Below are 20314 nucleotides of genomic sequence, written 5' to 3'. Positions count from 1 at the left end.
AGCACTTTATATTTTAGTATCTTTATAAAACATAAAGCTTACTAACATGGCTAACGTTAAAACACCCGTGATAACCTACACCGGCATCAACCAACAAATAGCGCATCACGATCCGGACGCCACACTTTTAGAATGCTCCATCAACAATCAAATTCCGCATATGCACGAATGTGGTGGGAATGGGCTTTGCACTACCTGCCGGATCCGTGTTTTGGATGGTCTACACAATCTAAGTCCCAGAACCCTTAAAGAGCAGGAAGTTGCCAGCATAAGAAAATGGGATCCTTCCATTAGATTGGCCTGCCAATGTTACCCAAAGGGAGACGTTAGTATACAACGTTTGGTTTGGACCAGTGCCGAAGTGAACAAATTACAGTTGGAAACCGTACCAGAGGGTGCCGCCGAAGAGCGCGCCATCGCGATTTTATTTTGTGATATTAGAGGCTTTACCAAAATGGCTTCGGAAAACAGTTCCTTTGATGTCGCCCATATTCTCAATAGGTTTTATACGGTTTTAGGAGACCCCATTTTAATTAATAATGGTGTCATCTATCAATATGCGGGAGATGAAATCATTGGCCTCTTTGGGGTTTCCGGTGGGCTCCGGAGCAAAAATTGCCAAGATGCAGTAAGAGCAGCTTTGGGCATGCAGTATGCTATTGAAAGGCTCAATCGTATTGAACTGGTAGATTTTAACGTCAGTATTAAACTGGGCATTGGCATCAACTTTGGAAAGGCCTACATTGGGCACTTGGGACACCCCAAACACAAGCAGTTTGCCGTAGTAGGCGACCCTGTAAATACCGCGAGCCGTATCCAATCCTTCAACAAGACCGCCCAAACCAAAATATTGATTTCAGAATCCATTTATAAGGGACTCCCCGAAAATACCTTGGTAACGGGACAAACCTTTAACCCGCAAATGGAAGGTCATGAACATGAAACCATTTTATACGAACTTAAAGGCTTCAAAGAAATGGACATTCAATTGGAATTGCAACGCTCCCTAGATTATATTCTACGCAACGAAGAAGCCTTTGCCAATAAGTTTTATGACCGTGTATTTGAAAAAGCACCAGAAGCTCGAGCCCTTTTCAAAAACAACATGGCATCCCAAGGACGATTACTAACCCATATGCTGGGAGGTATTGTCTATTCCATGAGCCGACCAGAACACTTAACCCTAGGTCTTAAAATGTTGGGGGAAAGTCATGCGCGTTATGGCGTCAACGAAACTCATTACCCAGTAGTGTTATCATCCCTTTTGGAAACCATAGAGGAAGAATTGGGAGATTATAGCAGCGGCCAATTGTTGAAAGCCTGGGAACAGGCATTGACTATCATTACCACTGAAATGAAAAAATACGCTTAAACCTATTTCACTTCCTACATTTCACAATTGTACTATAAAATAAAATGTGTAGTATTTCTTCATACAAATCCATCTTAACTCTCCATATTTCTCTAGCCTTTTAAGTATCTTTATACCTTAAGTTCTTAACTCAATAATACATAAAAGACCATTACAAATGACGGATCTTCAAATATCGCAAAGCGTCGCCCCAAAGCATATTCGCGACATTGCAGCTACATTAGATATTAACGAATCACAACTGGATTATTACGGATCGGACAAGGCCAAACTTCCTTTAGACCTTATTGACCAAAACAAGGTAGACCAAAGCAATTTGGTTTTAGTTACTGCCATTACTCCAACCCCTGCAGGAGAAGGTAAAACAACCACTTCCATTGGTTTGGCGGATGGCCTTAGTAAACTTGGTAAAAAAACGGTAACCGTATTACGTGAACCTAGTTTAGGGCCTGTATTTGGGATTAAAGGTGGTGCTGCTGGCGGTGGTTGGAGCCAAGTAATTCCAATGGTAGATATCAACCTTCACTTTACAGGGGACTTTCATGCTATTGAAAAAGCCAATAACCTTTTGGCCGCCTTAATAGACAATAACATCCAAAGTAAAACCAGAAGTTTAGGTATTGACCCCAGAACTGTCCTTTGGAAACGTTGTATGGACATGAACGACCGCGCCCTTCGTAATATAGTCGGGGCTCTAGGTGGTAAAGCGGGAGGCGTACCTCGTGAAACAGGGTTTAACATTACGGCGGCCTCCGAAATTATGGCCATCCTTTGTATGAGCAATAGTTTGGAAGACCTTACCGAACGCATGGGGAATATTTATATTGGTGACACTTGGAAAGGTAAACCTGTTTTTGCCCGAGACCTCAACGCCCATGGCGCTATGGCTGTTTTGATGAAAGATGCCATTAAACCAAATTTGGTTCAGACTTTGGAAGGAACCCCGGCCATCATCCATGGAGGTCCTTTTGCCAACATAGCTCAAGGCACCAACTCCATACTTGCTACAAAAATGGGAATGAGCCTTGCCGATTATGTAGTCACTGAAGCTGGCTTTGGAGCTGATTTAGGCGCCGAGAAATTCATCAACATCAAATGTCGAAATGCAGGACTCTCACCGAAAGCTGTTGTTCTAGTAGCTACTATTAGAGCCCTGAAATATCACGGTGGCAAACCATTATCGGAATTGACACAAGAAGATACCGAAGCTCTTGCGAAAGGACTTCCTAATTTGGAACGTCATGTAGACAGCTTAAAGAGTTTTGGAGTACCTGTAGTGATTTCCATAAATGCTTTTGATAGTGATACCGAAGCTGAAAAACAATTGCTTTTTGAACACTGTGAAAAAATGGGCGTACCCGTAGCCCTAAGTTATGGTTGGGCCAATGGTGGAGAAGGCTGTACCGATCTAGCTAATTTAGTGGTTGAAGCCACTGAAAACTGTAAAAACAAAATCAGTCATACCTATGACCTATCAGATTCCATCAGGACTAAAATGGAAAAAATCACCCGTACCATTTACGGTGCCAAGCATGTGATTCTTTCCAACAAGGCTCACAACCAGATGAAACGCTTTGAAGCCCTTGGCTTTGGCAACCTTCCGGTGTGTATGGCAAAAACACAGAAAAGTTTAAGCGATGACGAAAAGAAACTGGGCCGCCCAGAGAATTTCGACATCAATATTAGAGAATTTGAAGTTGCTTCCGGAGCAGGGTTTATCATTCCTATTGCCGGTGCCATCTTGCGCATGCCTGGATTGCCAGCTACGCCTTCGGCTGAACATATCAGTATAGATGCCGATGGCACTATTGAAGGTCTGTTTTAAACTATTTTTACTTTATACAAAAAAGCCCAAATTATAGATTTGGGCTTTTTGTTTGTACCTATCCCGTTATTTAATTGAACGATTTATTGCGTATCTTGGTTATAACCAAAATCAACACGTTAATAAAAGCTGAAGCATCATGACAAATACGAGAATATATAAAATGGCATTTGCCAGCGTCTATCCCCACTATATTGCCAAAGCAGAAAAGAAAGGACGGACCAAAGAGGAAGTTGACACGATTATTTGTTGGCTTACCGGATATGATGAAACACAACTTCAGGAACAAATAGACACCAAGGTGGATTTTGAGACCTTTTTTGCAGAGGCTCCCGAAATCAACCCCAATGCTTCCAAAATTACGGGGGTTATCTGTGGCTACCGTGTAGAAGAAATTGAAGAAGATTTGATGCAGCAAATTAGATATATGGACAAACTCATTGACGAATTGGCCAAAGGCCGCACTATGGAAAAGATTTTGAGAACTTAATTTCGAATCTTCCTTCTTCATTACAGTTAAAAAAAGCTCCAAGATATTTTGGAGCTTTTTAAAACAAATCACAGTCTAAACAGGATTGTTTACCATACTAATTGATCCTGCCTATTTTTTAAAACAACTAACTTTTTAATGCGCTATGATTTTTACGGTTTTTGAACCATCTTGAGCATTTACTGTTACAATCCAAAGGCCGTTGGCGATATCTATTGCGGTATCCTGATTGGTTTCAAACTCATGTACCAAGGCACCTGTTAAAGCATACACTTTTACCTGAGTTTCAGAAGACACATTGGAGATAAATAACTGCTGACGGTAAGCACTCACGATAACCGCAGTTTCCATGATTTCATCTTCAATTCCCAATGAGCCGTCTAATTCCGGAAAAGGGTCCCAACCATCATCTCCTTGGGTAAAATTAAGAGTGTTGATGGCGGTGCCATCAGTCAATTCTTCAGTGGTCAACACCGTAGACCATGACGCTCGGCTATCGGAATTATCTACTCCTTCAGCATTTTCAATAGTACCATATTCATACATCATAGACGACTCGCCTCCCAAACTACTGGTCCAGCCTGCTGGTGCAATCAAGGACAAGCCTTCTGATCCTGGATATGTTGACTCATCAATAGTCGTATTGTAGAACACGACTTCACTTGTATTTGGAGCCCAAGGACGTCCAAAATACCCAGGTTTAGAACCATATATAGAAGCGGTCTCCACACCTGGCACTGGTGACACTACATGACATTCATACATTAAAAATCCTCTCCCACTGGTTTGTTGTGCTGCTGTAATATAGGCCGCATCGTTACTAGAATCACTGGTGTTCAGTACCAAATCGGTTTGATAAAATACTGCTGTCATCCCTCCAAACAGATAATCCACGGCTCCCATCATGGCACCTTTGTAAATTGCCACACGAGCTCCGGAAGCTCCATAGAAGGAATCCTGACGTCCAATAACACGGCAATTGTTCAAGATTACTCTATCGGCACTATTGGCAATTCCAATAGCAGCAGCCTGTGTTACAAAACCAGCCGAACGATCCTGAACACTCGTATTTCCATAATCGGTTGGACGGGTTGGTTCACTTGGCGCTTTTGCCAATACGGTATCTTCCGATTCCTTTTGGGAAATGTATTGGTTAAAAGAGTTTTCCAAAATGATGTTTTCAAAAGTCACATCCTCGGCAGTAATCACCACAGTAGCATTCCAATAGGAAGTTCCTCCTCCAGTTCCTTCTTGATTCACATAATTGGTATAACCGTTTTCAGTATTTACCGCCAAAGATTCAGCACTCCATTTATTGTCTGTGCCTTGGCTAAAGAAGTTATATTTCTGTCCATAATAAGACGTAATACGAACGGCATTTACATCAATATCTACACCTTCGTTCAAAATTGCGATGCTCGGAGTAGATGACGCATTTTTCAATGTCACGTTATGACTTGAAACCACCAACATTTCTTCATAATTTCCTGGGTCGATAACAATAGTTACCAATTCGTTGTTTGGACGTTCCATATTGGCAACAGCATCCAAAGCAGCGTTAATAGTTTGGTAATCCTTATCAATACCCACTGTAATCACAGCGCTATAAGCTACGATATCTACCACTTTAACAGAACGGAAATAAGAAGTTCCACCTACCGAAATCGTCACCGTACCATCTACTGTTCCTTCATATACATATTCAGAAACCACGCTAGAACTGGTACTTCCAGAAGTATTGGCTACTACATCGCCATCTTCAATGGTATAATTAGATTGGTAGTAATCGGTTACAATCACTTTTTGACCAACAGCAATTGGCACTGCAATAGTCGCTCCAGTAGAGGCTACCAAGTCTGGTGGACTGTGATCTCCTCTTACGCTCACACTACCTGAAAAAATCAATCCTTTATATGCCGTAGCATTGGAAATGACTTTATCATCGAATAGCCATTCACTCACAGGATCAAAAGAAAGTTCCTTAGTAGTATCAGCACCATCAATAGTCAAATTAGAAGTTAGTGTCAACTCTATTGGATAGGCGTCCAATCCATCATATGTAATACTATAAACCCCATCGCGTAATGCCACGGTAGTCACATCGGCAAAAGTATAGGTATAGCCTTCTTCATTATTATTGGTAAAGGTCAAACTCAAAGCACTCATTTGCTCAGCATCCAAATCCGGAGCAGTAATGCTTACGTCATATACTGGTTTTAAAGTGAAATTGACATCGGAAGTAGCAGCTGCAGTTCCTATAGTAATGGTGTTATCCAAAATCTCATAGTCGTTAACCCCTTCTGCAGAAATGGTATATTCTAAATCGGCTTCAAGATTTACCGTATAGGTCATAGCTTCGGTATCAACAGTAACTATTGGTTGGTAAATGGTTTCCATTAATGGATCTGGCGTGAAATGTAATTCCAAATTTGAAAGGTCTGACAATCCAGTGATAGCACCACTTAAATTGTATAAGTCTACTTGTAACACCGTAATGTCGTGCATAGTGCTTTCCTCAGTTACCTCCACAGTATCTCCATTGGTAATAACGTACCCATTCGCTCCACCTAAACTTAAGGCATAAGTATAAGGTGCAGGCACCTCGATGCTATAAGTTCCATCGGTCACGACGGCTTCATACATTTTACCTGCCTCATTGGTATACTGCACAGTATATCCTTCAGGAATCCCAGGAGCTTCAGTAGCATCCACCGTTCCAGTTATGGTGATGTAATTGGCGGCTTTTCTTAAAACCCTAAAATAACTAGGCTTTCCTATATTGTCATATACATGGTATTCTCCAGTATATTGAGCCACGAATTGCAGTTCTACCTCTGCAGCAGGCATTTCAACCTCATCTTTTTGGGCAGCCGGGTCGGCGGCATATTCAAAATTGATATTTCCTCCTGAATCTGTTCTGGCATGAATGGTAACTTCATCATCTTCCTGTAAATTAAGCGTCAAGTAACGATTCATATTAGCACCTGAATTCACATACACTCTTCCGGTAAAATTAGTTGAGCTGGCTATATTTTCATCCCAACGGGTAATATTGGTGTTCGTAGTTCTTAAACGGTCGCTGGTACCATTGGTAACATAACCCAAATCGCCAGCTGAAAATGACGGAAGATTTATGCCACTCGTTCCTGGAGTTACACCATCATACCAAGCGTTAATTACTTCTTCATTCAAATGATTATTATACAACACCTCATCAAATTGCTCTGCGCCAAAATCCCAAACATCTGTCATAATGATAGACGCAGGAAGATTGGTCACCTGAATGGCAGGCGTATAAGCATTGGAGCCATTAAAGGTAAAATATAAGGTAGTAGCCCCTCCCACATAAGTAAACTCGTAATAACCTGTTTGGTCCCCCATTTCTGGGTAGGCATCCATATCAACATCCATAACTCCCAAATCGTTACCTCCCAAGGTGGTTCCTCCACTCATAGTGCCCGCACTATACACCGATCCGTAAAAACGAACCGTAGTATTGGTTCCCTCTACATCAATTTCCAAAGAGTTTCCTTCCTTAAAGGCCACCCCATAACCGGTACTATGCCACTGAGATGTCGCTGCTTGGGTTCTTACCTTTCCGTCAGGACTTGTGGTAGATGTTACGGGATCCCATTGCACTCCAGTATTGGTAAAAGTAGATTGATCTACCAAATTATAAATGGTATAAGGATAAGTCACTTCTATAGCCGGTGTGTAAGCATTAGAACCGCTAAATGTAAAATATATAGTTCCTTCACCTCCCGTATAACTATATTCATAATAGCCCGTTTGATCTGCCATTTCTGGATAGGCATCCATATCCACATCCAAGGTCCCTAAATCGTTACCTCCTAAGGTAGTACCTCCATCCAAGGTTCCTGCACTATAGACCGATCCGTAAAAACGGATGGTACAAGTTCCCGTTACGTCTATTTCCAATGAATTCCCATTTTGGAAGGCAATGCCATATCCGGCACTATGCCACAGACTTGTAGCGGCTTGGGTTCTAACGTTCCCATCTGGACTTGTAGTAGAAGTCACAGGATCCCACTGATTACCCGAATTGGTAAAGGTGGATTGGTCCCCTAAATTGTAGCTGGTAGTGGTCTGCCCTTGAACGGCAGCTACAACAAATAAAAGGAACAGTTGCAAAAGAAAGTAATGTTTTTTCATGTAGTAACAATTTGTTCTAGTTAATTATCAAAAAACGCCAAGTCAATGCGGGGCATTCACTTGTGACATTCTTCACCAACAATGGTAGGCTCAGTCAATTAATAAGGGGGATCGATGTTATTTTAAGAAGGTCGACAACTACTTAAAATCAATGTAATCGATTACGTAAATATATTACAAAATTGTTATAATCAAAAAATATCGCTCAAAAAAGTGTGAATTTCACATTTATAGCGCTTCAAAAAAACCAATTTATCAATCTGAAATAAAAAACCCTAAGAACTCGTCTTAGGGTTTTCAAGGGTTTTTAAACTATTTTCTATCGTTTCATCAATCGGAAGCTTTCTGTTTGCCCATTAATTTGTAGCCTGCAAACATACATTCCTTTAGCGAGTTGGCTCAAACCTAAAGCGTATCTATTAGTCGCCTCCAATTGAGCATTATTTTGATAAGAATATACCTTTTGTCCCATTAGTGTAAACATATCGATAGAGACACTTCCATTAAGTTGTGAAGGTAATTCGATATAGCAAATATCGTCCACAATGGTAGGATACACGTTCACTCCAATTGCGTTTAAGTCTTCAAGTCCCAGACCATCACAAGAGGACGAAATTTCACCTATATCAGTAATATCAAGAGTAGCTCCAGCGCCACAACTTTCATTACTAATCACCTCAGCAACATCTTCTACCTCAAGTACTGTATAGCTATACGTAGGCGCCGTAACTGTGCCAACATTAGACTCGCCATTTAAGCAGTTGTCAAATACCAAGGACACAGTACCGCCATCAGAACTGGCATTTTGATACACATTGCCTACATTCGCAAAATCTGTATTTTCCACATAGCAGGTAAGATCATTGATACCTCCTCCCAATCCAAGGGCTGTAGAACTCGATACATCTGTATTAACATAACAATTAAGGATATGCAATTCGGCATTTCTGGCTCGGGGCATCCTAGCCTTTACACCATCTGCCCAAAAGCAATTTTGAAAGGTCACGCTGTAATGCCCGTCTGCAGGGGCATTGGTACTGCTAGAGCCTACCAAATTAGAAAATCTATGGTCATTAGATCCTCCCGGACCGCCTGGAACGGCAGGCTTTAAATAGGTAAACTTACACCAAGACACCGTCACATCATCTGAATTTCCTTTGATATCAAAATTGCCATCTACACCATCCTGAAACTCGCAATGGTCCACCCACAAATTGGTACAACCATCGGCCGTTAAGTTATCACGACCATCCACATCATAGGCACCAGGTCCTTCAAAAATCAAGTTTCTTATAATCACGTTATTCGATCCATTTTTCAAGTTCAAAATCCCTGAACCACTTTGAGTTTGGCTATTGTTCACCAATTTGGCTCCTGGCAACCCTAAAATAGTTTTGTCGGTCACCACTTTACTAATTTGCTGACCTTCTGGAATGGTGATGGTTCCAGAAACCAAAATGACTTTGGGACCAGCCGCCTCAATATTCGTCTTCAAAGCTGTATAAGTAGTAACCGTAATAGGAGTGGCACTCCCACCTCCAGTAGCAGCAGCCCCAAAGCCTTCCGGCGATTCCATATAATAATTTTGCCCATTCACATGGAACATACCCGCCAATAAGGCAGCAAAAAGTAATCGTTTTTTCATGAGTATCTCAAATTAAATTAGGAAGGAATCACAATGCCATAGACTAGAAAGCATTTCGTTACTATTTCAACAATGTAATCGATTACCAAATTAAGACATAATATTCAATTCTCCAATACCAAGGACCTAATAGCGTTGTTAAAATTAGATTCTATCACTTCAAAAGAGTACGGCTTAAGAATAAAAAACAAACTGTTGTTTACTGATTTTTAATTGATTACATTTAAGAAACTATTAAAATCAATTATTATGAGCACCAAAGTAACGTACCTTGGAGTGATACTCTTCACCCTTATTTCATTTAGTTTTCAGGCCCAAACCATCACCAAGCCTTCGGCCCAATTTTCATCCGATTTACTTTCTACCCTTAATCCAGGGAATGATTTAGGAATTTCCTCTGAACTCAAGGACAAAATTGAGTCAGAAAATCGCAGCTATGTTCAGGACATTATGGACATTGCCAGTGGAGATGACGATGATGATACCAAGATTAAAAAACTGACGAATAGAAAAAATCAACGGGATGGCGTCCTTGAAAGTGCCTTTGGAAATGACGATATGTTGAAATCCTACAAAAAGAAAATCAACAAAGAAATCAAGCCTTTCAAACGAAAATATAAATTAGCCAAATGGATTTTATAATATAAAATCCCTTGCTTACAGTAGCAAGGGATTTTTTTATTAGCCCATATCAAATTCCCTAATTCATCAATTCTGTCCCATATTTTCGACCAATTTTAAAAATCTAGGTTCGCTCCTTAGATCCTTAAAATCATAATTGTTTTTCATCCGGAGAATCACATGTTCCCTAGCTTCATAACTTTTCTCCAAACACTCCAATGCCTTGTCATAATCTTTAGTTAGGCAATATATTGTTCCCATGTTGTAATTATACGCTCTTTGAAATTCTAAGCTATTGGTATGCGCTCTTAACACCGCTTCCATGCCTCCTTTTCGATATAGCGTATCAATTTCTTCAATATCACTTTCTTTGACTGACACCATTTTCTTGAAACAGTTCAAGGCCTGTTCTTGATCGTCCAACCACATTAAATTTTTCATACAGAAAAGATAGTCCGGTACTCCAGAAATTTCAGCAGACTTCACTTGTTCTTCCAAAGCCTTTCTGAAATTACCCATATTACAATACACCATGGAGCTAATGGAATTCCCAACCCGTGAATTGGGGTTGTACTTTAATGCCAGATCAATTTGCTCCCTTGCCTCTCTATTTCTGCCCAAAATATCCAATAACTCAGCATAATATTGGTGCCCAGTAGCATATTGTGGGTCTAAGGATACTGCCTTTTTCAATTCCACTTCTGCCAGGTCCCAATTCCAGTCATACCAACATAAAATCCCACCTAAGGTGGCATGGGCTGAAGCGTCCATGGGGTCTAGGTTCAATGCCATATCTACATATTTTTTAGCTTTGGAAATACCAGATTCCACATCATACCAACCCCACCACACCATGATAAAATAGGCATCGGCCAAGCCTGCATAAGCCAAGGCATACTCCGGGTCTATTTCTATAGCCTTTTCAAAATAATGGATACTTTTCTTTAAATCTACTTCTGTACGTCGGTGCCAAAAAAAGCGTGCTTTTAAATAGGTATTCAAGGCTTCAAAGTTCTTAGGGGCTTTGGCTTGACGTGTTCTGTCTTGATTGGGACTAATAGCCACCTTCAGTTGTTTGGCCACATCTTTTGCAATCGCTCCTTGAAGCTCGAAAATATCTTCATAGGCCCTTTCGTAATTTTGAGACCAAAGGTGCCTGTCTTCCTTGGCGTCTATCAACTGTAGAATAATTTGAGTTTTATCGGCATATCGTTGTACACTGCCTTCCAAAATATAAGAAACGTTAAGCGCTTTTGAAATCTCAGGAATGGTACTGGTAGTTCCCCTATAATGTTCCATGGTAGTCCTAGAAATGACATTAAGCCCGTCCACATGCGACAATTGGCTCGTAATCATATCCATAATACCATCGGAAAAATATTGATTGGAAGGGTCTTCGCTCAAATTTCTAAATGGCAATACGGCCAGGGAACGTGGCTGATTTTTGGGACTGATGTACCACAAATTGAAAATGACCAAACCTGCCACAAATACAGCGATTAATGCTACCCAAACTCTTTGACTGATACTGGAAGAACGTACATCTGGGAGTGTTCTGTCCCTCCAACTATCTTCTATGGTATCTAAATTGTGCGATTTCAACTCGCCAGGAGAACAGTTATAATGGTCGTGAAAACACTTGATAAAATAGGAAGGACTGTTGAAACCAACGGCGTAGGACACTTCGGAGACAGTTGAGACATTGTTCTCCAATAGCGTGTGTGCCTTCTCCAGCCGGAACGACCTGATAAATTTACTGGCCGACATCCCTATTAGGGATTGCAATTTTCGGTGCAATTGAGACCTGCTAATTCCAGCCTCTGAAGCCAACTCCTTCACCCCAAAGTTCTCGTCCTGATAGTTCTCTTCTAAAATCCCGTACAGCTTTTCAATAAAAGCTTGGTTCATTGATATGAGCGGCTCCATAACCCCAAATGTCTTATAACAACCTTAACGATTGCCAACCTCTTCACTTATTCATATAACACACTGATTCTAAAATTACTAAAAATTAAAAAAGCTTCCGTTTCACTTTACTTATTTTTTGACCATCTATAACACGCAGATTTAACACACGCTACGGAATTTCAACCTTTTGTTACAGAGTTTGCAACATAGTTTACGGTGTATACAACATGAATTCCCAAAAAATCAAGCCCCCCGAAATACCTTTATATACACGAAAAATCAAACTCATAACCATTTAAAATTTAAGCATCATGAAACCACTTTCACTATTCCTATTAACATGCGCCCTATTACTGAGCTTCTCCGCTTGCGACACCCAAGAAACGGATATTATTACCGAGGAAAGCGACACCCAGGCCAAGACGGCTAATGGCTCTGTAGAAAAACCATTAAAATTGGATTTTTTCACCAAGAGAAATTATAGTTTATCAGGGGAAGGCTATTGTACCGAAGCCCCTTTTCTAGGATTTAACTATCAAGTTGGAGCTGGAACCGGTACCCATTTAGGCAACTTTAGCGTTACCATTAAATTTTGCGAAGCGGGATTAACCTACACCAATATAGAAGGCGTGTTTATAGCTGCCAATGGAGACGAACTATATTTTACCAATCCTGATGATGGCTCCTACGGTGAAGTAATCATTATAGACGATCCTTTTTATGAAGGTTATTTTGAAGATCCAATCATATTCAATGGAGGTACCGGAAGATTTGAAGGCGCCACTGGAAATGCCACCTTTAACAGCTATGTCAATTCATTTGACGAGGATGGCAATTTTATCCCAGAATTTCAAACGGACCACCAAGTTACAGGCACCTTGGTTCTACCCAAAGGCAACAAATAGATTAACCACACCTATTACTTCTGCAAAAAAGTCTCGATGGCACTTTTATTTTAAAGAGGCATCGGGGCTTATTTTAAAATAATTTAAAAAGGACTGAACGAGGCACAAGAGAGAACGTTAAATATATGTAAAAACCTACATTACATTGAATAGCCTTCTTATTTTTAAGTGCAACTAAACCATTCAACTTTTGAAAAAACTTCTACTCCTTAACTTTTTTATTTTCAATCTAAGTTTTTCACAAACTATTACAACAATCACCCCTTCAGACTACAATTCTTCAACTTTTACAAATCTTGACTTTTTAAAATCAGAATTGGAACAAGTTAAATTTGTTGGACTTGGGGAAGCATTACATTTTATGGGAGAAACCTATACAGCCAAAATAAAAATGGTAAAGTTTCTTCACGAAAAATGTGGTTTTGATGTCTTGGCTTTTGAATGCCCCATGTACAATATGAATATATTGAACCAGCAATTAAAGGAAGGCATTGCCAATCCTGACTCCATCTCTAAAAATATTTCAGGGGTATGGAACACTACTGAAATGAAAGAATTGTTTAATTATATAGTAGATTCCCAAAAAACCGAACATCCCTTGGAATTGGTTGGTTTTGATGAATCATTCTTTTCTGTAAAAGCAAACTATAATTTACCAAAAGACTTTTCGAGATTTATCGATACACTTGAAAGAAAAAGTCAAAGGAGCTTCAAATTAGATAGCTCCTTTTACAATGCCATTACAGAAACAGTCAATAGATGTTACGGATTTTCCAAAAGAGAACCTGCAGACACTCTTTTGATGCACCATAAATTCAGAAACATTAACGAAGCCTTAAAAAGCGTTTCTTATCAAGAGAACACCTACTTAAATTTTTGGAAACATATGGTTGACAACCTACAATCTGTTTACCGTAAAAACTATGGAACTTCTGATAGAGACAAACAGATGGGCATTAATGCAGAATTCTTGGGCGACAAACTTTATCCAAAGAAAAAAATAATGCTTTGGGCCGCCACTACCCATTTGCTGTACAATACGGAATCCATAGAGGCCTATAGAGAATCGGACCGTTTCAACAAAAATAAAATGGGCACCTATTTAAGAGAGCAATACGGAAATCAATATTACTTAATAGCCTTTACTCCTTTTGAAGGAACTTGCGGCTTTAAAGGATATCTCGGACTTGGAAAAACCAAGGTCAAAAGTAAAAAAGGGAGCTTGGAACGTTTTATAAACACATATTACACTTCTGAGTACGCCTATATTTCCTTTAGGAACTCATTACTAGCCAAGACTTTCTCCGAGCAAGTATTTAAATCGAATATTACTTGGGTGGATGGGATCTCATACAATGGAGATGAGATGGACATTTATAATGTAGCTGATGGCATTTTTTATATTAAAAGTGAACATTTGGTAAATCAAGTTCCTTAGATATGTTTAAAGCAAATTTTACAAAATTATTAGTAAGAAAAGCCTTCTTAAAAAATATATCCCAATTACATTACATCAGTCAACCCCTTTTTAATTAAGTAGCACTTATTTTCTTTTAAACATCTCAAAATCAAACATCTAAATTTCGTAACTTTATATAAACCAGAACTTTAAATTGTACCAACATGAAGTTATTTTACATTTTTATAAGTCTGTTTTTAATTTTTGGTTGTTCTACTGAGGATGACGAGAGTTGCACTTACGAAATCTCCTATTTTGTGAATTGTGATTGTACCTATGAAGATAATTCCTGCCTTAAGATTGCATTTATTTACAGAAACGAATTGGAACGAGTTAGGGATATTTTTGTGGCAGATGGAAGCGGCTGCGTTTATATTGAAAACATAAACACCACCAGCAGACAAAATTTATCGGGTTTTATCAAAAAAATTCCAGATGAATGCCAAGACCTAGATGGGTGGGAACTAAATTGATTTACAATCCATAATCCCGCTATTTGATTTATTCAGTACCCTCTTTATTGGCCCATGTAAAATATCTTGAAAATTTACATGAAAGAATCTCCTTAATCGTTGTTGAAAAATCCTTTAGGTTAGAGATAAAATTTTACTTAAATTAGTGGTTATAAACGTTTTACATTTAAAAATCCCGATTTATTCTACCGACTACAATGCCTTAACCCTTATTTTAAAAACAACAAATAAGTATAACTTATAACTTTAAATTATGAATAAATTAACTTTATTATTTGTCTCTGCTCTACTATTTAGTGCGACAAGTGTTTTCGGACAGGCTAGAAGTGAATTGAACTTTGGTTTTGTAGGTGCTAATTATGAAATTCCCATCCACAGGGATATTACCATTGCTCCAGGATTGGGCACCAGTTTAGATTTTGATTGGTTGAACCTGGGAGTAAAGGGAAATTATTATTTCGATAATCTGTTTGGGTTGACAGCCCCGGCATGGGACGTATATGGCGGTGCCAATTTTGGATATTCCGTGTATATGGGAAGTGGCCATGACGACAGCGATATTGATTTTGGTCTGCAGATAGGCGGCCGTTGGTTTTGGAATGATACTTGGGGCGTCTATGCAGAAATAGCAGGCGGAAACGTTTCTGGACTATCCCCCGGTATTGGCTTAACCGTCAAATTATAGAGGATGCCATTTCCTGAATAGAGGATAACTAATGATAAGAGAACAGAACAACAAGGGAGCCAAATGGCTCCCTTGTTGTTCTTAACAGCCTAAGAATTAAAAATTAAACCTGCTCCATCCCTCTTGAGAAGAGATTCAAAGGAACACACCCTTATTTTAAGAAAAATATCTCGAACAACCTAACAAACAGTTATAATCGTCTGTGATTGTCAATTGGCTGTTTTTACCTATAATTGCCTAGAATTAATCCAAACTAAATGAAAAGCCTACTTACTTATTACTTTCTAAGCTTTACGCCATTCATTATTCTTTTGCTACTAATGAAGGAGCATTTAATTGACCCCATTCTTTTTCTTGGACTATTGTTTTTCTATGTTCTCATCTACCGTACTTATTTAGATGGTAAAAGACTTGCAGACAAAAGCATTATAAAACAAAATGAGATATGGAAAATGATAATACCAGGAAAAAGACTAGAGCATTTTAAAGAGCTTTATCTTAAATAGGATTACTTAATTTTTTACCATCTTCTAGCTTCTATTATTTCTAAAGTTACTCTAACAATTAACATAGAATAAAATTCAAACTATCCGCATGATTATACTTTATGCCTTTTACTACCTATTAATTAACTTTTTAATTTGGCACTTACTATATAAAACTTTATCCATTCACAAAAAATGGATTATTCTGTTGTCCGCTATTACAATACTTTTTATGCCATTACAGGCAATGTACTTATCTGAACATTTCTTGCCAATGGAAAAATTCTGGAGTCTAACATTCTATAGTTTCAGTGGCCTATTTTTTTATGTTGCCCAAAAGTATGTTATCTATGAATTTACTAGGGATAATAATATCAACACAGACAACTCACCTGCCAATATGTATGCTGTACCTTTCTTTAAATTATTTTGCCAGCATATAGTATTTCTAATGATATTCTATGTCCAAATTGGGGTGCTTTGGAGAGAACTATAAAAATAATCCATTTCAATTAATTAGAATAAAATCTTCAGGAAACAAAAGGAATAGATGAATGGGTTCAAATGGATGATGGCAATGCTTATGTCCTTAACAACTACAAATGGGTAACTGTAGACGATGCTTTTGCTCAGTTATGCTCATCTAATTCACCTACAGACCTGGGGTCAGGACCATCAATTAGGATATGGGAATGCCACGCATTTGGGTAATTTCACGGTTGATTTAGAGTTTTGCTTTCATGTCGTACTTGATAGTGAAGGACAGCCAGATTTTGATGCTGGATTTGGGGAATTTTCTGGCGCGGATAACATACTAGAAGCCAATAGTGGCGATTTCCTATTTACTACATCTAGCGGAAGTCAACTCATCCCAATTCAAGACGAAAACTACGTTTTTGAGTTTGAAAACCATTTAACGGTTACTGGAGGAACAGGTAAATTTGAAAATGCCTCAGGAGAAATTATTAATTATGGAATGGTAAGAAATGATGGGTCCGGTACAGACCACCACCAAGAAGGTACTTTAATATTGGCGAAATGATTATTCTCTAAAAAAATACTTAGTGCGAATCCAGAAAAAAGCAAGAAAGCTTCAAGAAATTGGAGCTTTCTAAATACATTGATTTCCTTTAGAAATTTGAACTATTCACTATAAGAAGGAAACTGCTTAACACCTGACATACATGGAGACACTATCCCGAAAAGTGTCTCAAAATTGCGACACTCACTTTTATAGAGATGCAACTTTCCATAATAATTCTAAATGCAAAGTCATTATCACTATGGAATTATTATAATAATACAGGGGGGGGTATCTAACTCCTGTAGAACTAAAATATTTCAAACCCCTATTACCTCACTAAACTAAAGTGCCCTCTATACTTTTTTATATTTCCCTCATTATCCATCATTTCAGCAACAAACCAATAATCAGAAGAAGGCAATACTTCCCCGTTTAATTTGCCATCCCAAGACTCTTCTTTTGGATAAAACTTTTCAATTAGTTTACCGTAGCGATTATAAATATATACGGTAGAACCATTTGTTAAATTTCTAGGCAATCCTCTAATATTCCAAGTATCATTAAAACCATCATTATTAGGAGTAAAAAACTTAGGAAAGGACATAAACTCAATTACTAAAGAAACAATACCACAACCATTTTTATCTCTTACATACAGGATATGAGTTCCAGGTCCAATCTGCTCAAAATATGGTTCGTCTTGATAAGGACCATCTAAATAATCCAGTGAAAATTCATATTCTCCAAGGCCTAAATCATTAATATTCTCAACGGTTAAGGAATTATTTCCAGAGAGCTCAACAACCAATACATCCTCTATATCAATTGAAGCCAACCCTGACAAATTCACTTCTATTGATTTGGTTATGGCACACTGCAATGAATTGGAATAAGCAAGAGTAATATAATAAGTACCAGGTGTGGAAACATTAAGTGCAACATCGTTAGAAAGAAAAGAACCATCTTCTGATTCCCAAAAATACAGGTAATTTTGAGAGGGTAAATTTTCAATAGGTTCCAACAAAACTCCTTGTAATACTTCCGAATCACACAAATAAACAGGAGATACAACAGTAAATTCTGGAGGTGACACTACATATAAATTTAAATGCCCCCCAAAACCTATACAATCGTTATCTGTATTGCTTTCTACCCTGACATATAATTGCTGCTCATATGGATAACCTTCATTGGTATAGTTCTCAATATCCAATATTTCATTGATTTCCAAAAGAGCATCCATTTCATTTCTAAAATAGGAAACAACTAAATCTTCTTCCATAGCAAACATATCCTGAATTTCCTGATTTACATCACTTAAATCAAAAATTGAAATTCCATCGCCATCAACGCCATCCAACAAATCACAGGCAAAAACGTTCCTAACAAAATCATCTGGAATCTGCGATATAGAAACAAATAGATTTACTTGGGCAATATCAAAACATCCAAATACATTTTCCACCCTGACCCATACGATATCCTGCCCCTCACTTTCATTCCAGTAGGCATTAGGCTCCATAATCTCATTAATTTCATTGAGGGCATTTTCTTCCGAAGTATAGAATGATACAGACTCCCCATTAAAATTAGCCAATATTTCCCCTAAAACTTCATTTAAATTAAATACCGTAAAACCATTCAAATTAAAATCACATTGGTAGAAATCTACACTTGGATTAATTAAAGGCATTTCATAAACTGTAACATTAGTTAGTAAGCTAACTATACCAAAACTCCCTTCTACCGTAGCTGAAACCTCATACACCCCAGGATTAGAATAATTATGTACGGTTTCAAAATTGGAAGAAAAGTTATCTGTACCAGACTCCGGATCCCCAAAATCCCACATAACACTTTCAATAGATTCCAAATCCCCCTCAAGGGAAAAGTTTGCAGCATTACCAAAACATATGTCTTCTGATATAATACTAAGACATCCTCCAAAATTTGTAGGCACTTTCATTGGGAGCCCAGCCTGACAATTTGCACCATTCAGATAAATTCCTTGGCTCTGAAAATCACACCCTAACCCAGCAATATTAGGATTATTAATAACTGCTAAATATGGACTATCAACTATGGACACGTATATTTTCCCATCTGGTCCTATTTGTAGAGCTCCTGTACTATAACTTTCTTGATTACCGCCATTTATCAATGTCCCTGATTCTAGGATCTCATTACCATTTTCCAATGTAATATCAAATTGATAAACTTCAGAAAACCAAATCCACGGATTGTATGAGACATAAATTAAATTTTCATTGGGGGAAAACTCAAGGCCATAGCCTGAAAAATCCACTACCAAAGGGCTAGACACCTCACCCGTAATATTATTAAAATCACAAATTAGTATTTGGTAACCAATACATGATACCAACCTAGCCCCTGATGCAGAAAATTTCGTTGTAAACGCGGTAGATAAAGCAATATTCCCGCCAAGATCACTCTGCACCGGTGTTTCATTCACTCCTGAATTAGATATCTGAAATGCTAAGAAATGATCTGAATCCGCTGTAACGACCCAAAATATATTTTCATCATAATTACCAACAACAGCAATACTCTCTGAATTTGATGTATTCAATGACACATTTTTAATTCCGGTTATCCCGCCAAGTCCATTTCCTAAAGCCATGTTTACTTCGGAATACTGGAATCCACTTTGAGATTCACTCTCTTCGGCATCTGTAGTAAATATGTAATAAACATTTGAAGAGCAGGGTTTGGGAACTATAACAGCGGAATTTGCACTTGAAGAATGTCCATTTAATCCTGTTCCATTGAGCATAATCTGATGATTCCTGTTCCAAACAGTTATGCCATCAGTATAAAACAATAACTCACCGCTAGAATTGCTAATTGAAGCGCAGCCTTCAACAGTACTTAGTTGACCATTTGAAAGGGCAGTTGGAGAAGAATTGTTGAAGTTAACACCTGCATTTTCACCAAAGTACCAAATGTTGTTTTCCAACTGAGCAAAGGCAGGAACAAATCCTAGAAATAGAACAAGAATTAATATCAGGTCAAAATTGTAAGAACCTTTCATAATTACAAGGCATATTATTATCCAGGCCAACAATTTTGAGCTTAAACAAATTTAGTGATTTTTAATTTTAAGCCTGTTTAAAGGCCTAAGCTCCTTAATTTCTTAACCCATTACAATCCTAATAATTACAACGCCAAATAAAACAAGGGGCTAACTACCCACTGTTTATTCTATCTATTTCATTACTTAACCTTTCC

General features: G+C 38.3%; 14 protein-coding genes. 10 read left to right on the top strand and 4 right to left on the bottom strand.

Annotated elements, in window-relative coordinates; translation table 11 throughout:
- Positions 1 to 46: 46 nt before the first annotated feature.
- From ZA05_RS16540 to ZA05_RS16530, 3 genes are all read left to right on the top strand, one after another.
- Positions 47 to 1372, top strand: a complete 1326-nt coding sequence (locus tag ZA05_RS16540) for an adenylate/guanylate cyclase domain-containing protein (protein ID WP_053992803.1) — start codon at positions 47 to 49, stop codon at positions 1370 to 1372.
- A gap of 157 nt (positions 1373 to 1529) precedes the next feature.
- Positions 1530 to 3197, top strand: a complete 1668-nt coding sequence (locus ZA05_RS16535) for a formate--tetrahydrofolate ligase (RefSeq protein ID WP_053992802.1) — start codon at positions 1530 to 1532, stop codon at positions 3195 to 3197.
- A 139-nt stretch (positions 3198 to 3336) separates the two neighbouring features.
- Positions 3337 to 3687: a DUF2200 domain-containing protein gene (locus ZA05_RS16530; protein ID WP_053992801.1), complete on the top strand. Its 351-nt coding sequence runs from the start codon at positions 3337 to 3339 to the stop codon at positions 3685 to 3687.
- Positions 3688 to 3822: 135 nt separating this feature from the next.
- On the opposite strand, the gene ZA05_RS16525 is transcribed toward ZA05_RS16530, so the two are convergent.
- A complete protein-coding gene (locus ZA05_RS16525) occupies positions 3823 to 7860 on the bottom strand; it encodes a pectinesterase family protein (protein WP_053992800.1) in 4038 nt (1345 codons plus the stop codon).
- A gap of 319 nt (positions 7861 to 8179) precedes the next feature.
- Positions 8180 to 9505 carry a T9SS type A sorting domain-containing protein gene (locus tag ZA05_RS16520; protein ID WP_053992799.1) on the bottom strand — a complete coding sequence of 442 codons (1326 nt, stop codon included), beginning with the start codon at positions 9503 to 9505 and terminating at the stop codon, positions 8180 to 8182.
- Between the two features lie 249 nt (positions 9506 to 9754).
- On the opposite strand from ZA05_RS16520, the gene ZA05_RS16515 reads away from it, so the two are divergent.
- Entirely contained in the window at positions 9755 to 10147 is a 393-nt protein-coding gene (locus ZA05_RS16515; protein ID WP_053992798.1) for a hypothetical protein, read from the top strand.
- A gap of 66 nt (positions 10148 to 10213) precedes the next feature.
- Here the strand turns inward: ZA05_RS16515 and ZA05_RS16510 are convergent, their stop codons facing one another.
- The gene (locus tag ZA05_RS16510; RefSeq protein ID WP_082333819.1) at positions 10214 to 12052 is read right to left on the bottom strand and encodes a helix-turn-helix domain-containing protein; all 1839 of its coding nucleotides are present in this window, start codon (positions 12050 to 12052) and stop codon (positions 10214 to 10216) included.
- Between the two features lie 293 nt (positions 12053 to 12345).
- Here ZA05_RS16510 and ZA05_RS16505 point away from each other — a divergent pair, with 293 nt between their 5' ends.
- From ZA05_RS16505 to ZA05_RS16475, 6 genes are all read left to right on the top strand, one after another.
- Positions 12346 to 12939 (top strand): hypothetical protein, encoded by a 594-nt coding sequence (locus ZA05_RS16505; protein ID WP_053992796.1) that lies wholly within the window; start codon positions 12346 to 12348, stop codon positions 12937 to 12939.
- Between the two features lie 190 nt (positions 12940 to 13129).
- Positions 13130 to 14377 (top strand): erythromycin esterase family protein, encoded by a 1248-nt coding sequence (locus tag ZA05_RS16500; protein WP_053992795.1) that lies wholly within the window; start codon positions 13130 to 13132, stop codon positions 14375 to 14377.
- Between the two features lie 185 nt (positions 14378 to 14562).
- The gene (locus ZA05_RS16495; RefSeq protein WP_053992794.1) at positions 14563 to 14871 is read left to right on the top strand and encodes a hypothetical protein; all 309 of its coding nucleotides are present in this window, start codon (positions 14563 to 14565) and stop codon (positions 14869 to 14871) included.
- A 253-nt stretch (positions 14872 to 15124) separates the two neighbouring features.
- Positions 15125 to 15556, top strand: coding sequence for a hypothetical protein (locus ZA05_RS16490; RefSeq protein ID WP_053992793.1), 432 nt, complete (start codon positions 15125 to 15127; stop codon positions 15554 to 15556).
- A 257-nt stretch (positions 15557 to 15813) separates the two neighbouring features.
- Positions 15814 to 16062, top strand: a complete 249-nt coding sequence (locus ZA05_RS16485) for a hypothetical protein (protein ID WP_053992792.1) — start codon at positions 15814 to 15816, stop codon at positions 16060 to 16062.
- A 598-nt stretch (positions 16063 to 16660) separates the two neighbouring features.
- Positions 16661 to 17083 carry a hypothetical protein gene (locus ZA05_RS16475; protein ID WP_053992790.1) on the top strand — a complete coding sequence of 141 codons (423 nt, stop codon included), beginning with the start codon at positions 16661 to 16663 and terminating at the stop codon, positions 17081 to 17083.
- Positions 17084 to 17393: 310 nt separating this feature from the next.
- On the opposite strand, the gene ZA05_RS16470 is transcribed toward ZA05_RS16475, so the two are convergent.
- Positions 17394 to 20117: a T9SS type B sorting domain-containing protein gene (locus tag ZA05_RS16470; RefSeq protein WP_053992789.1), complete on the bottom strand. Its 2724-nt coding sequence runs from the start codon at positions 20115 to 20117 to the stop codon at positions 17394 to 17396.
- Positions 20118 to 20314: the final 197 nt, after the last annotated feature.

This window comes from Mangrovimonas sp. TPBH4 (assembly GCF_001280505.1).
Taxonomy (GTDB): Bacteria; Bacteroidota; Bacteroidia; order Flavobacteriales; family Flavobacteriaceae; genus Mangrovimonas_A.
The sequence above is the reverse complement of the archived record's forward strand: the minus strand, read 5'-3'. Positions and strand labels throughout refer to the sequence as shown.